We start from the raw sequence: 13415 nt of genomic DNA on the forward strand, positions 1-13415 counted from the left end.
GCTGCACCAAGGAAAGCACTAACTCCTAGTTAGCGCAATCTCCTGGCAAGCGCTGTGTCCGAGTACGCTTGTGGTATGGACTCCACCGCACCCGCCGAGAAGACCTCCGATCCGGATCTGGCGTACGACGTGTTCGCCCGGAACTGTCCCTCGCGGACCACGCTCGAACACGTGACGGGACGCTGGGGCGCGCTGACGCTCGGCGCGCTGCACGACAGCACGTTCCGGTTCAACGAACTGCGCCGCCGCGTCGACGGCGTGAGCGAGAAGATGCTGTCGCAGACGCTGCACGCCCTGGAGCGGGACGGCCTGGTGCACCGCGAGGCGCAGCCCACCAACCCGCCGCGCGTGGACTACCGGCTGACCCCGCTCGGTCGGCAGATCTCCGAGCGCCTGCTCGCGCTCATCCACTTCGTGGAGGGCTCCCAGGACGCCGTCGGCGAGGCCCAGCGGGCCTATGACAGCCGCGAGGGCCTCGGCGGACGCTGACAGCGCGGGCAGAAGTAGCTGGAGCGGTTCATCCAGGGCCGCCGGCGCATGAGCGTGCCGCACCGGCGGCACGGCTCGCCCTCGCGGCCGTACGCGTCCAGGGACCGGTCGAAGTAGCCCGACTCCCCGTTCACGTTCACATAGAGGCTGTCGAAGCTCGTGCCGCCGACGGCCAGCGCCGCGTTCATCACGTCCCGTACGTGACCGAGGAGTTCCCAGGTGCGCGGGCGGGTGAAGGTGGCCGTGGGGCGCTCGTAGTGCAGCCGGGCGCGCCAGAGCGCCTCGTCCGCGTAGATGTTGCCGACGCCGCTGATCAGCGACTGGTTCAGGAGCGCGCGCTTGATGGTCGTACGGCTGCGGCGCAGCGCCTCGTGGAAGACGCCGGCGTCGAACTGCTCGTCCAGCGGGTCGCGGGCGATGTGCGCGATGACGTCGGGCAGCCCGTCCGGGGCGGTGTCGTGCAGCGAAAGGCCGCCGAAGGTGCGCTGGTCGACGAAGCGCAGCTCCGTGCCCACGTCGTCGGCGAAGCGGACCCGGATCCTCAAGTGCTTCTCGTCCGGGGCCTCCTGGGTCTTCACCAGGAGCTGCCCGCTCATGCCCAGATGTGCGAGGACGGCACTGCCGGTGTCCTCCACGGGGAGCCACAGATACTTGCCGCGGCGGCTCGGGGCGCCGATGCGCTGCCCCTTCAGACGGTGCGCGAAGTCGTCCGCGCCCGCGATGTGCCGCCGGACGGCACGCGGGTGCAGCACCTCTACGTCGGCGACGGTCCGGTGCGCCACCCAGCGCGCGAGGCCCCGCCGCACGACCTCTACCTCGGGCAGCTCGGGCACGGCTCTCCTCGGGTGGGACGCGCTGATGGTGGGGGCAGCGTACCGCGTGGGCGCGGGGCCGCCGCCGCGGGATACGACGACAGAGCGCACCCCCGCGGGAACGAGTCCTGCGGGGGTGCGCTGAGCCTGTGGTCAGGCGGTCGCGGCGCCCGGGGACGACGGGCCGTCGTCCTCGTCCGGCTTACCGCTCTCGGCGGCCTTGGCACGCTCGTCCGCGGCCGAGCGGATCGCACGCCACGCGGACTCCGCGGCCTGCTGCTCCGCTTCCTTCTTGCTGCGGCCGGTGCCGGTGCCGTACGAGACGCCTCCGACGCGGGCGGCAGCAGTGAAGGTCTTCTCGTGATCCGGTCCGCTCTCCGAGACGAGGTACTCGGGCACGCCGAGGCTCTCCATCGCGGTGAGCTCCTGGAGGCTGGTCTTCCAGTCCAGGCCGGCTCCGAGGTTCGAGGACTTCTCGATCAGCGGGTCGAAGAGCCGGTGCACCAGCTCGCTCGCCGCGTCGAGGCCCTGATCCAGATAGACCGCGCCGATCACCGCTTCCAGGGTGTCGGCGAGGATGGAGGCCTTGTCCCGGCCGCCCGTGCCCTCTTCGCCCCGGCCGAGCCGGATGAAGGAGCCCAGGTCGAGCCCGCGGCCCACCTCCGCAAGCGCACGCGAGTTGACCACCGCGGCCCGCAACTTGGCCAGCTGGCCTTCGGGCAGGTCGGGGTGGGTGCGGTACAGCGTGTCCGTGACGACGAGGCCGAGCACGGAGTCCCCGAGGAACTCCAGACGCTCGTTCGTCGGCAGACCGCCGTTCTCGTACGCGTACGAACGGTGGGTCAGCGCGCGCACCAGAAGGGCGGACTCGAGTTGATACCCGAGCCGCCCTTCCAGAAGCGTGTGGGACGAGGCCGCGTTGTTGCTGTCTGCCATCTTGGCGTCTTCCGCCTTCTTAGGGCTAGACACAGCGCCTCTCACCAGCCGCTCAGACCTCGAGGACCTGGCGCTTGTTGTAGGTGCCGCAGCTCGGGCACGCGATGTGCTGCTGCTTCGGCTCCTGGCAACGCTCACACGAAACCAGGGGGGTGACCGCAGCCTTCCACTGCGACCGGCGGTGGCGCGTGTTGCTGCGCGACATCTTCCGCTTCGGAACAGCCACGGCTACTTCTCCTGCTTCTCGTCGGCGTGCGCTGATCGAGGCGCGCCGCCGCTCATCTCGTCCTTCTCGCCGCCCTTGATGGAATCGGCGAGTCCCTGCAGTGCCGCCCAACGGATGTCGACGGCATCGTGGTGGTGGTCCGGGTCGCCCGTGAGCCGCGCTCCGCATTCGGAGCACAGACCCTCACAGTCTTCCTGGCACACCGGCTGCATCGGCAGTGCGAGCACCACCGCATCACGCAGCACGGGCTCGAGGTCGAACATGCCGTCCTCGATGAAGAGCCTGTCCTCGTCTTCCTCGGCGTCGTCGGCCGGTTCCGCTGCGCGGCCCCGGTCGTCGGCGTCAGGGTACGAGAACATCTCCTGGAAGTCCGCGTCGAGCTCCAGCTCGAGCGGCTCCAGACACCTTACGCACTCCCCCCTGGCCGATGCACGGGCGGTGCCTGTGACAAGCACCCCTTCCATGACCGACTCCAGGCGGATCTCCAGCTCCACCGGTGCACCCTCGGGCACTCCGATGACACCCTCGACACCGAACGGCGCCGGGGCGCCGGGAGCGTCGATGGTGCGGGTCAGCCGCTGCATGGCACCGGGACGCCGACCCAGCTCGTGCGTGTCGAACACGAGGGGGTTGCGGTGGTCGAGGCGCGTACTCAGGGCTTTTCCTGCTTTCGAGATCCTGGGATGGGGCAAGGGGGCCACCACGCGGACGCCTCGGAACCGAGGCCTGAGCGGGCAGCGCTGATCGCGGGGCATACGCGCGACCGAAGAGCCAGGATACTGGACCATTCGCTCTCGGCCCAATCCGGCCCCGGCGAACCGGCCGGACCCGTGCGCGAGCGGCCCTAGCGCCCCTGCTCGTACTGGCGCAGCTGCTCCGCGCTGATCATGGTGGTGTCGAAGAGGCTGGTCTCGTCGAGCACCGCGGGGGGCTGGCCCTGCTGGCCGTAGCCCTGCGCCTGCTGCGGGGCGTACTCCTGCCGCTGGTACGCGTACGGGTCCTGCGGATAGCCGTACGGATCCTGCTGGCCGTACGGCTGCTGGTAGCCGTACGGGTCCTGCCCGCCGTACTGGTCCTGGTGACCGTACTGACCCTGCTGGTCGTACGCGTACGGATCGGGCTGGTGGTCGGGGCGCGGCGGGTCGTAGGGCTCCTGGGCGGGGACGCGGGGTGCCGAAGGGGCGCCCGAGGCCGCCGGTGCGCTCCCCGCGCGCGGGGGCTCGGGGGTCTCGGCGAGGTCCGCGAGGTAGTCGGCGTCGGAGGTGTGGCCCGCGCGCCCGGCGTCGGCGTGCGCGCCGAGCTCGCTCAGCTCGTCCGCGGGGGCGCGGCCCTGGAGTTTCTGACGGCCCCGGCCGACGGCCTCCAGGGTCTTGGCGAGGACCGCCTCGAAGGCGCCGAGCTTGGCGTCCACGTACGCGTCGGCGTCGCGGCGCAGCGTCTCCGGGTCGTGGCTGCGCTCGGGGGCGTCCTCGTCCGCGTAGCCGTGCTCGTCCAGGCCGGGGCCCGTGCCGAGCAGCTTCTCGCGGCCGCGGCCGACGGAGCCGAGGGTCTTGGTGAGGACGACCTCGAAGTTGGCGAGCTTGGAGTCCACGTAGTCGTCGGCCTCGGCGCGGATCTCCTCGGCGTCCCGGCGGGCCTCGGTGACGATGCGGTCGGCCTCGCCCTGGGAGCGGCGCGCGACCTCCGTGTCGGAGATCAGCGAGCCGCGCTCCGCGTGCGCGGACTCGATGATCCGGTCCGCCTCCTGCCGGGCCCGCTCGACGAGCTGCTCGCGGCCGCCGATCAGCTCCTGGGCCTGGGCGAGGGAGCCGGGCAGGGCCTGGCGCACCTCTTCGAGCATCGACAGGAGCTGCGCGCGGTTGACCACGCAGGAGGCCGACATGGGCATGGACTTGGCGCTGCCGACCGCCTCGGCGATCTCGTCGATCTTCTTCTGCACGTCCACCGCGGGCTCGCCACTCTCTACAGCTTGTTGGGAGACGGACGGGACGACTTTAGCCCCTGATCAGCCCTTGGCGAGGCGCTTGTTGAGGGCTTCGAGCACGACCGGGGGAACGAGGTGCGCGATGTCGCCGCCCCAGGACGCGACCTCCTTGACGAGCGAGGAGGAGAGGAAGCTGTAGGCGGGGTTGGTGGGCACGAACAGGGTCTCGACGCCGGAGAGGCCGTTGTTCATCTGGGCCATCTGCAGCTCGTAGTCGAAGTCGCTGACCGCGCGCAGGCCCTTGACGATGGCCGGGATGTCGCGCTCCTTGCAGAAGTCCACCAACAGGCCGTGGAACGACTCCACTTCCACGTTGCCGAACTCACGGGTGACCTGACGGATCAGGTCGATGCGCTCCTCGATCTCGAAGAGGCCCTTCTTCGACATATTGATCATCACCGCGACGTGCACGACGTCGTACAGCTTGGAGGCGCGGGCGATGATGTCCAGGTGTCCATTGGTGATGGGGTCGAACGACCCCGGACAGACGGCGCGGCGCAACGGAAGTCCCTCGCTCTCCGGTCGGGTCATGGCGCGATTTCTTGTTCGTCGCACGTAGAGGCGGCGCGACCGTACCAAAACGTGCCTTCGCCGTAGCGACGGGACCTCAGCCCCTCGAAGCCGTCCGGCCAGTCGAAAACTCCGCCTCTCGTACTGCGTTCAACGGTGACGAGCGCGTCGTCCGCGAGCCAGCTTCCCGAGCGGAGTGTGAGCAGGATCTCCCGGAGATCGTCATCTCCCACCGCATAGGGGGGGTCGAGAAACACCAGGTCATAGGGGTCGCTAGGGGTGCTTTCCCGGATGACTTGAGCGGCTTTGCCTGCTCGGACGTCGGCGCCGGGCAGGCCGATCGCCCGGACGTTCTCCCGGATCGTGCGCACCGCGCGGGCGTCGGTCTCGACGAGCAGGGCGTGCGCGGAGCCCCGGGACAGCGCCTCCAGGCCGACGGCGCCGGAGCCCGCGTAGAGGTCGAGGACGCGGGTGCCGTCGAGCGTGCCCAGGAGGGCCTGCCAGGTCGAGAACAGGCCTTCGCGGGCGCGGTCCGACGTGGGCCGGGTGCCGTTGCCCGGCGGAACGGAAAGGCGGCGCCCGCCGGCCGTACCGGCGATCACGCGGGTCATCTGGGTCTCTGCGTCCTTCGGCTGCGAGGGGAGCCCGGGGCGGGGCTCGGGAGCGGGCCCCGGAGCCACGGACGGGCTCCGCGGGGGAGCCCGGGGGCGGGCCCGGTCGGGGGCCCCGGGGCGGGGCCTGCCTTCACGATAGGTCGTATCGGCGCGTCACCCCTTGTCGAGGTACTGCTCGCGCTTCTCGTCCAGGAGGGCGTCCAGGGTCATGCGGAGTTCGGGCAGGTGCTCCAGGTCGGGGTCGCGGGAGACCACGGCGGTCGCCTCCTCGCGGGCCGCCGCGATGATCTCCTCGTCGTCGATGACGGCGAGCATCCGCAGCGACGACCGGACGCCGGACTGCGCCTGGCCGAGCACGTCGCCCTCCCGGCGCTGCTCCAGGTCGATGCGGGAGAGCTCGAAGCCGTCCAGGGTCGCCGCCACCGCGTTCAGCCGGGCGCGGGCCGGACTGGCCTCCGGCATGTCGGTGACGAGCAGGCACAGGCCGGGGGCGGAGCCGCGGCCGACGCGGCCGCGGAGCTGGTGGAGCTGGGAGACGCCGAAGCGGTCGGCGTCCATGATCACCATCGCCGTCGCGTTCGGCACGTTCACCCCCACCTCGATCACCGTCGTGGCGACCAGGACGTGGGTCTCGCCCGCGGCGAAGCGGCGCATCACCGCGTCCTTGTCGTCGGGCTGCATGCGGCCGTGCAGGACCTCGACCCGCAGGCCCTGCAACGGGCCGCGGGAGAGCTGCTCGGCCACGTCGAGGACGGCGAGCGGCGGTCGCTTCTCGGCCTCCGCGGCCTCGGCCTCGGCCTCGGCGGACTTCTTGCCGCCCTTCTTCGCGGCCGCCTCCTTCTCGTCCTCGTCGTCCCCGATGCGGGGGCAGACCACGTACGCCTGGTGGCCGTTCTCCACCTCCTCGCGGACGCGCTCCCACGCGCGGGCGAGGAAGTGCGGCTTGTCCTGGGCCGGGACGACGTGGCTGGAGATCGGCGAGCGCCCGGCGGGCAGCTGGTCGAGCACGGAGGTCTCCAGGTCGCCGAAGACCGTCATCGCGACCGTGCGCGGGATGGGCGTGGCCGTCATCACCAGCAGGTGCGGGGGCTGCTTGCCCTTGCCGCGCAGGGCGTCGCGCTGCTCCACGCCGAAGCGGTGCTGCTCGTCGACCACGACCAGGCCCAGGTCGTGGAACTGCACCTTGTCCTCGATCAGCGCGTGCGTCCCGATGACGATCCCGGCCTCGCCGGTGACCAGGTCGAGCAGCGCCTGCCGCCGCGCGGCCGCGCCCATGGACCCGGTGAGCAGCGTGACCTTGGTGGCGTGCTCCGAGCCCCCGAGCATGCCGCCCTCGGCCAGCTCCCCCATCATCTCGGTGACCGAACGGTGGTGCTGCTGCGCGAGCACCTCCGTGGGCGCGAGCATCGCGGCCTGTCCCCCGGCGTCCACGACGGCGAGCATGGCGCGCAGGGCGACCATCGTGTTGTGCGTCACCGTGAAGTTGTCGGTGACATACGCGCGCGTGGGGTGCGCGACGCTGATGCACTGAACCGGCTTGCGCCCGACGAAGTCCACACTGCGGATGGCTCGACGGAAGGTGTCGTACTTCGGGCGTGGGCGAACGCGGTCCGCCTTGCGGGTCAGGCGGAAGGGCTCGTACTCGGCGGGCAGTGCCACCGACACGTCGAACGCGGCCTTCTTCGGCAGGACCCGCGCTCGGCCCCCCAGGGAACGCACGAGCCAGGCGACGTCCTCCGCGAGCCTGCGGGAGGCCGAACGCAACGAGATGCTCAGTCCGTCCGGCTGAACCGTGCCACCCGTGTCCAGAAGTCCCTGCAACAGCGCCAGTCGGTTCTTGATCGACGTGTTCTTGAACACGTCGGGGACGAACTTTCCGTGGGACGTCACACCCCACAGCCCCATGTCTCGCAGCGCCTGGACGACGGGGTTGCGGACGCCGCCCGCGCGGTGGGCGAGCTGAATCGTGTAGTCGCAGGCTGAGCCGGTGACGGGGGTCAGACGGCAGTCCGGTGCCACGGCGGCCGCTGCGGCTTCATGGATCTCGGCATCGGCGGTGGACAGGCGGAGGTTGTGCCGGAACGACCCGTCACCCAGCAGAAGACCGACGAGGTAAGGGTCCAGCGGCAGTCCTTCATCGCCTCCCAGGTCCACGGGTGCCGCGACGGGGAGGTACCACTTCGACGAGCCGTCCGCCTTGAGGAGGTCGAGTCGGATCTCTCTGCTCGTCAGCACCTTGGGGGCTTGGCCTCGGTGCCAGCCGCAGCTCGTGCCGACGATCCAAAGGTGCTCGTCGTCGCATTCGACGGAGCTGCCGTCCGACAACGTCAGGCTCCAGACGTCGCGCTCACCCTGCGGGAACACTCCGTCGACCACGGCGACCTCCCCCGTGGGCACGATGACGGGATCTCCCGGCTCCAGGGCGCCCATCGGCCGGAACCCCTCGGGCGTCAGCACCAGTGCGTCGAGCGGCTGCGCCTTGCCGGAGCCGACCTCTCCCTGGAGGAGGCGGTGCATCGGGTGCTCCGTGGCGAGGTCGGTGAAGATCTCGGTGGTGACGCGGCGCTGGCCGTCGGTGAGCTCGAAGGGGAGCTTGGCGTCGAAGGCGTCCAGGAGGCCGCCCGGCCGGGGCGTGCGGGCGACGGCGGGCAGGTGGGAGTCCGCGAAGCGGCGGCGGGCCAGGGCGACCTGGAGGACGAAGGCCTCGTCCCACTTCAGGCGGTCGCGGGCCGTCGCGATGTCCGCCTTCGCGTGCGGCCGGTGGATCTTGAGGAGGGCCTCGGGGAGCGGGATGAGGCCGCGGCCCTCGCGCAGGGCGGGCGGCAGCGGGTCCAGGGCCTCCCGGGCGCTCGGCAGCACCGCGTCGATCGACTTGGCGATCTTCCACGACTCCAGCTTCGCGGTGGCCGGGTAGATCGGGATGAGCGCGCCCGCCCAGGAGTCCACCGCCTCGGCGGCGGACTCGCAGTCGGCCCGCAGCAGCTCGTACGCGGGGTGGGCGAGCTGCGTCTTGTGGTTGAAGACGGAGACCTTGCCCGCGAACATCGCGCGCGTGCCGGGGAGCAGGTCCTTGTGCGGCTTGTGGATGCCACGGCCGAAGAAGACCAGCTGGAGCTGGCCGCTGCCGTCCGTGATCGTGACCTCCAGGCGCTGGCCGCGCCCCGCGTTGAACTTCAGGACGCGGGCGCTCGCCACCTGGGCCACGACCGTGACGTGCTCGTCCAGCGGGAGGTCGGACAGGCGGGTGAGCTCGCCCCGCTCGGCGTAGCGCCGGGGGTAGTGGTGCAGGAGGTCGCCCACCGTGTGCAGGTCGAGGTGCTCGGCCATGACCTTGGCGGTGGCTTGGCCGAGGGCGTTCTTCAGCGGTTCTTGGAGCGCGTGCACGAGATCCATTGCACACCACGCCACTGACATTCCGGGGCCGGGCCCGCCATTCCGAGCCCGTCATCGGCGCGGGGCGGCCCCGGGGCTACTCCACTCCGATGAGGAGGAGGGCCGACTGCGGGCCGCCCCGGTACAGGACCGTGTCCACGGCCAGGTGGCCGTCGCGCACGTGCTTCTGGAGGCGCTCGGCCACGTCGTCCGAGACCTCCTCGCCCAGGACCAGCGTGACCATCTCGCCACCCGCCGCCAGCATCCGGTCCAGGACGACCTCGGCCGTGGCCGGGACCTGTGCCCCGATGACCGCCACGTCGCCGTCGATGAGGCCGAGGACGTCCCCGGCCTGGCAGATGCCCGCGCTGGTCCACGACTGGCGCTCCGCGACGGCCAGTTCCGCGTACCGGGTGGCGCCGGCCGCCGCCGTCATCGCGACGACGTCCTCGTCGAAGCGCCGGTCCGGCTCGTGCACGGCGAGCGCGGCGATGCCCTGCACCGGGGAGCGGGTGGGGATCAGGGCGACGCGCACGCCTTCGGAGCGGGCCTGTTCGGCGGCCGCCGCGGCGGTGTGCCGCAACTCGGCGTCGTTGGGCAGCAGCACCACCTCGCGCGCGTGGGCGCGCCGGACCGCCTGGACCAGCTCGCCGCTCGCGGGCGGCTCCCCCGCGCGTGCGGGCACGGTGGTCGCGCCCGCCTCCGCGTACAGGCCTCCCAGGCCCTCGCCGCGTACGACGGCCACGATGCCGCGCTGCGCGCGCTCGCGCGGCGGCTGCGCGGCACGGACGGCGTGGGCGTCGCCGAGGCCGAAGTGCGTGATGCGGATGCGGTACGGCCTGCCCGCCTCGACCCCCGCCTCGACGGCCGCGCCCGCGTCGTCCACGTGCACGTGGACGTTCCACAGCCCGTCGCCGCCGACGACGACGAGGGAGTCGCCGAGGGCGTCGAGCCGGGTCCGGAGCCGGGCGACGGCGTCGTCGTCCGCCTCCAGGAGGTAGATCACCTCGAAGGCCGGACCGGCGCCGGAGCCGACGCCTTCGGCGCACTCGGCGGCGGCCGGGGAAGCCGTGCCGTCCGCGCCCGCCACGCGCGCGTGGCCGTCCGTCCGCGGCCCGCCGTTCGCGGAGGTCCAGGTGTGCCAGGCGGCCGCGGGGTTCCGGGCGCCCACGCGCTCCCCCGACAGGGCCCCGACGAGCGCTCCGAGCACCGCCACGAGCCCCCGGCCCCCGGCGTCCACGACGCCCGCGCGGCCGAGCACCGCCAGCTGGTCCGGCGTCGCGGCCAGGGCCGCGCGGGCGCCGTCGTAGGCCGCCCGGGCCACCGCGCCGCAGTCGTCCGCGGGCCGCCCGGCACCGGCCGCTTCCGCCGCCGCCCTGGCGACCGTCAGGACCGTCCCCTCCACGGGGTGGGCGACCGCCTGGTACGCGGACTGGGCCGCGCGCCGCAGCGCCTGTGCCAGGCGCTGCCCGTCCGCGTGAGGTGCGTCACCTGCGGGGTCCGGCGCGCTCTCGTCGTCGGCCAGCACCTGCGCCATGCCCCGCAGCAGCTGCGCGAGGATCGTGCCCGAGTTGCCGCGGGCCCCGATCAGGGCCCCGTGTGCCAGTGCGCGCACGGCCTCGGCCCGGGTGGGCCCGGCGGGCTCCAGGCCCGTGAAGACGGCGTCGACCGCCCGGGTCGCCGACTCCATGGTCAAGTAGAGGTTGGTTCCGGTGTCCGCGTCCGCGACCGGATAGACGTTGATCGCGTCGATCTCCTCGCGGGCCTGTCCCAGCGCGTCCAGAGCCAGTGCGCTCCAGGCGCGGATCGCGACCGCGTCGAGGTTCTGCGGCAACTGTCGCCTCCTAGAGAGCGTCCGGAACGGCCGGTTCGGCGGGATGGGACGCAGCGTAGACCCGGTGCGGGAGGGGAGCGCGGGGCGGGCCCCGGGCGAGACATGGTAGTTTCGTTGTACCGAAGCAGTCGTTGTATGCTGCTCCGGTTGCCCGATACACATCGGGACATTCCCCTGGCACCGCCACCCAGATCATTCGCTCTGATCCCGGCATGCCGGGTTTAACCGTAAGTGCATCTGAAGTCTTTGGAGTGACCCGTGGCTGCCAACTGCGACGTCTGCGGCAAGGGGCCGGGCTTCGGCAACAACATCTCGCACTCGCACCGCCGTACGCCCCGTCGCTGGAACCCGAACATCCAGCGCGTGCGTGCCGTGGTCGGCGGGACGCCGAAGCGGCTCAATGCCTGCACCTCGTGCATCAAGGCCGGCAAGGTCTCGCGCTGACGCTAGTTCTGCGCGGCCACCTGGCCGGTTACCGGAAGGCCGGTCCCCTCGGGGACCGGCTTTTTCGCGCGCCCGCACCACCACTTCACGTACACGCGCCAGTACTCTCCGCGCACTTCCTGCCGCCTCGCGCCCTCCTGCTCGCGGGGTCGCCCCGCCTGGTGACGCTCACCAAACCGGGTAGCGCGAGCCAGACGCGCCTCGCGGAGATGGCCGCCCACGCGATCGAGCTCAAGGAGTACCCCATCGGCATAGGGGACCCCGTTTACGACGAGTCCCGGTCCTCCGCGGCGGCCGTGCCGTTCCGGAACCGCCAGGCGTGATCCACGGGGCCGATGCCGCCGCCGAGCGCGAACCCGGCGGCGATCGCCCCGGTGACGTACTCCTTGGCGGCCCGCGCGGCCTCGGGCACGGAGCGGCCCTTGGCGAGGTGGGCCGCGATGGCGCTGGCGAGGGTGCAGCCGGTGCCGTGCGTGTGGCGGTTGTCGTGGCGCGCGGACCGCAGCCAGTGCTCCTCGGAGCCGTCGGTGAGCAGGTCCACGGCGTCCTGGCCGCCGGGCAGATGGCCGCCCTTGACGACCACCCACCGGGGCCCGTACGCGAGGAGGGCGGCGGCGGCCCGCCGCATGTCGTCCTCGGACTCGACGCGCAGGCCCGTGAGTTGTGCCACCTCGTCCAGGTTCGGCGTGGCGACCGTGGCGACGGGGAGCAGCTTCGTGCGCACGGAGTCGAGGGCGGAGGCGGCGAGGAGCGCGTCGCCGTGCTTGGAGACGCCGACGGGGTCGACGACGGCCGGGGCGTCGGTGCCCGCAAGCAACTCGGCGACCGCCTCGACCAGTTCGGCCGAGGCCAGCATGCCGGTCTTCACGGCCTGGACGCCGATGTCGTCGACGACGCTGCGGTACTGGGCGCGCACCGCATCGACCGGCAGCTCCCAGGCTCCCTGGACGCCCAGGGAGTTCTGCGCGGTCACGGCGGTGAGCACGCTCATGCCGTGGGTGCCGAGCGCGAGCATGGTCTTCAGATCGGCCTGGATCCCGGCCCCGCCGCCGGAGTCGGAGCCCGCGACGGTCAGCACCCGGGGCGGCGCGAGGCCCGGCCGCCCCGGCGGCTCCGCCCGGGGCTCGCTCAGCGGCTCCATCAGTCGTGGCCTCCGTTGTCCCCGAAGTGGTCCCAGCCCTTGCTGGTCCACGGCGCGCCGTCCACGGTCACCTGGGGCATCGCCGAGGGGTTGAGGACCTCGCCGATGACCTTCCAGCGGGCGGGCAGCTTCACGTCGGAGGGGAAGGTGGCGACGATGGCGTGGTCCTCGCCGCCGTTGAGCACCCACTGGAGCGGGTCGATGCCGACCGCCTGGGCGATGTCGTTCATCTGCGAGGGCACGTCCACGTCGCCGGAGCGGACGTCGATGCGCACCTTGCTGGCCTCCGCGATGTGGCCGAGGTCGGCGATCAGGCCGTCGCTGACGTCGGTCATGGCGGTGGCGCCGAGCCCGGCGGCCGCGGGGCCCGCGTGGTACGGCGGTTCGGGCCTGCGGTGGGCCTCCACGAAGGCGCGCGGCGAGCGGAAGCCCCGGGAGAGCACCGCGTGGCCCGCGGCGGACCAGCCGAGCCAGCCCGTGACGGCGACCGTGTCGCCGGGCTGCGCGCCCGCGCGCGTGACGGGTTCGTGGTTGCGCAGATCGCCGAGGGCGGTGATCGAGACGGTGATGGTGTCGCCGCGCACGACGTCGCCGCCGACGACGGCGGCGCCCGCCACCTGGCACTCGTCGCGCAGGCCGTCCATGAGCTCGGTGGGCCAGCTCGCGGGGAGTTCGGCGGGGACGACGAGGCCGAGCAGGATCGCGGTCGGCACGGCGCCCATGGCGGCGATGTCCGCGAGGTTCTGGGCGGCGGCCTTGCGGCCCACGTCGTACGCCGTGGACCAGTCGCGGCGGAAGTGCCGGCCCTCCAGGAGGATGTCGGTGCTCGCCACGACCCTGCGGTCCGGGGCGGCCACGACCGCGGCGTCGTCACCGGGGCCGAGGCGTACGGCCGGAGTGGAGGTGAGCCGCGAGGTGAGCTCCTTGATGAGCCCGAACTCCCCCAACTCGCCGACGGTGCCCTTCATGCGCGTGCTGCTCCTTCTGCCGCGGTCCGCTTGCGGTCGCGAGCCGTCCCTGTCGTCGGTACGGTCGACGTGACCGTCAACCTCT

Annotated in this window: 13 protein-coding genes; 2 read left to right on the forward strand and 11 right to left on the reverse strand. The window is 72.2% G+C overall.

The window, feature by feature from the left end; translation table 11 throughout:
• Window positions 1-75 precede the first annotated feature (75 nt).
• On the forward strand, window positions 76-489 hold the full coding sequence (locus AC5WAM_RS12560) for a winged helix-turn-helix transcriptional regulator (protein WP_366792581.1): 414 nt from the start codon (window positions 76-78) through the stop codon (window positions 487-489).
• On the opposite strand, the gene mutM is transcribed toward AC5WAM_RS12560, so the two are convergent.
• The 9 genes from mutM to AC5WAM_RS12605 all read right to left on the reverse strand — a co-directional run bounded on the left by mutM (window position 456) and on the right by AC5WAM_RS12605 (window position 10777).
• Window positions 456-1322, reverse strand: coding sequence for a bifunctional DNA-formamidopyrimidine glycosylase/DNA-(apurinic or apyrimidinic site) lyase (gene mutM / locus AC5WAM_RS12565; protein WP_366792580.1), 867 nt, complete (start codon window positions 1320-1322; stop codon window positions 456-458). The genes AC5WAM_RS12560 and mutM overlap by 34 nt on opposite strands.
• A gap of 132 nt (window positions 1323-1454) precedes the next feature.
• A complete protein-coding gene (rnc, locus tag AC5WAM_RS12570; RefSeq protein WP_366792579.1) occupies window positions 1455-2282 on the reverse strand; it encodes a ribonuclease III in 828 nt (275 codons plus the stop codon).
• Window positions 2283-2289: 7 nt separating this feature from the next.
• Entirely contained in the window at window positions 2290-2463 is a 174-nt protein-coding gene (rpmF, locus tag AC5WAM_RS12575) for a 50S ribosomal protein L32 (protein WP_030676011.1), read from the reverse strand.
• Between the two features lie 2 nt (window positions 2464-2465).
• A complete protein-coding gene (locus AC5WAM_RS12580; RefSeq protein WP_366792659.1) occupies window positions 2466-3140 on the reverse strand; it encodes a YceD family protein in 675 nt (224 codons plus the stop codon).
• Between the two features lie 167 nt (window positions 3141-3307).
• Window positions 3308-4408: a F0F1 ATP synthase subunit B gene (locus AC5WAM_RS12585; RefSeq protein ID WP_495522635.1), complete on the reverse strand. Its 1101-nt coding sequence runs from the start codon at window positions 4406-4408 to the stop codon at window positions 3308-3310.
• Between the two features lie 60 nt (window positions 4409-4468).
• Window positions 4469-4948: a pantetheine-phosphate adenylyltransferase gene (gene coaD, locus AC5WAM_RS12590; protein ID WP_212767913.1), complete on the reverse strand. Its 480-nt coding sequence runs from the start codon at window positions 4946-4948 to the stop codon at window positions 4469-4471.
• Window positions 4949-4974: 26 nt separating this feature from the next.
• Entirely contained in the window at window positions 4975-5568 is a 594-nt protein-coding gene (gene rsmD, locus AC5WAM_RS12595) for a 16S rRNA (guanine(966)-N(2))-methyltransferase RsmD (RefSeq protein ID WP_366792577.1), read from the reverse strand.
• A 156-nt stretch (window positions 5569-5724) separates the two neighbouring features.
• Complete coding sequence (locus AC5WAM_RS12600; protein ID WP_495522636.1) at window positions 5725-8964, reverse strand: helicase-related protein; 3240 nt, start codon at window positions 8962-8964, stop codon at window positions 5725-5727.
• Between the two features lie 76 nt (window positions 8965-9040).
• Complete coding sequence (locus AC5WAM_RS12605) at window positions 9041-10777, reverse strand: DAK2 domain-containing protein (protein WP_495522637.1); 1737 nt, start codon at window positions 10775-10777, stop codon at window positions 9041-9043.
• Between the two features lie 258 nt (window positions 10778-11035).
• Here AC5WAM_RS12605 and rpmB point away from each other — a divergent pair, with 258 nt between their 5' ends.
• Window positions 11036-11221: a 50S ribosomal protein L28 gene (gene rpmB, locus AC5WAM_RS12610; protein ID WP_030195073.1), complete on the forward strand. Its 186-nt coding sequence runs from the start codon at window positions 11036-11038 to the stop codon at window positions 11219-11221.
• Between the two features lie 265 nt (window positions 11222-11486).
• On the opposite strand, the gene thiD is transcribed toward rpmB, so the two are convergent.
• Window positions 11487-12362: a bifunctional hydroxymethylpyrimidine kinase/phosphomethylpyrimidine kinase gene (thiD, locus tag AC5WAM_RS12615; RefSeq protein ID WP_495522638.1), complete on the reverse strand. Its 876-nt coding sequence runs from the start codon at window positions 12360-12362 to the stop codon at window positions 11487-11489.
• Entirely contained in the window at window positions 12362-13330 is a 969-nt protein-coding gene (locus tag AC5WAM_RS12620; RefSeq protein ID WP_138962034.1) for a thiamine-phosphate kinase, read from the reverse strand. Before AC5WAM_RS12620 ends, thiD begins: the two co-directional genes overlap by 1 nt.
• Window positions 13331-13415: the final 85 nt, after the last annotated feature.

It is taken from the genome of Streptomyces sp. JLYT201, from assembly GCF_059448825.1.

Coding starts and splice junctions, on each gene's coding strand:
- AC5WAM_RS12560 (WP_366792581.1), top strand. CDS start 76: ATGGACTCCACCGCACCCGCCGAGAAGACCTCCGATCCGGATCTGGCG.
- rsmD (WP_366792577.1), bottom strand. CDS start 5,568: ATGACCCGCGTGATCGCCGGTACGGCCGGCGGGCGCCGCCTTTCCGTT.
- AC5WAM_RS12600 (WP_495522636.1), bottom strand. CDS start 8,964: ATGGATCTCGTGCACGCGCTCCAAGAACCGCTGAAGAACGCCCTCGGC.
- thiD (WP_495522638.1), bottom strand. CDS start 12,362: ATGGAGCCGCTGAGCGAGCCCCGGGCGGAGCCGCCGGGGCGGCCGGGC.
- AC5WAM_RS12620 (WP_138962034.1), bottom strand. CDS start 13,330: ATGAAGGGCACCGTCGGCGAGTTGGGGGAGTTCGGGCTCATCAAGGAG.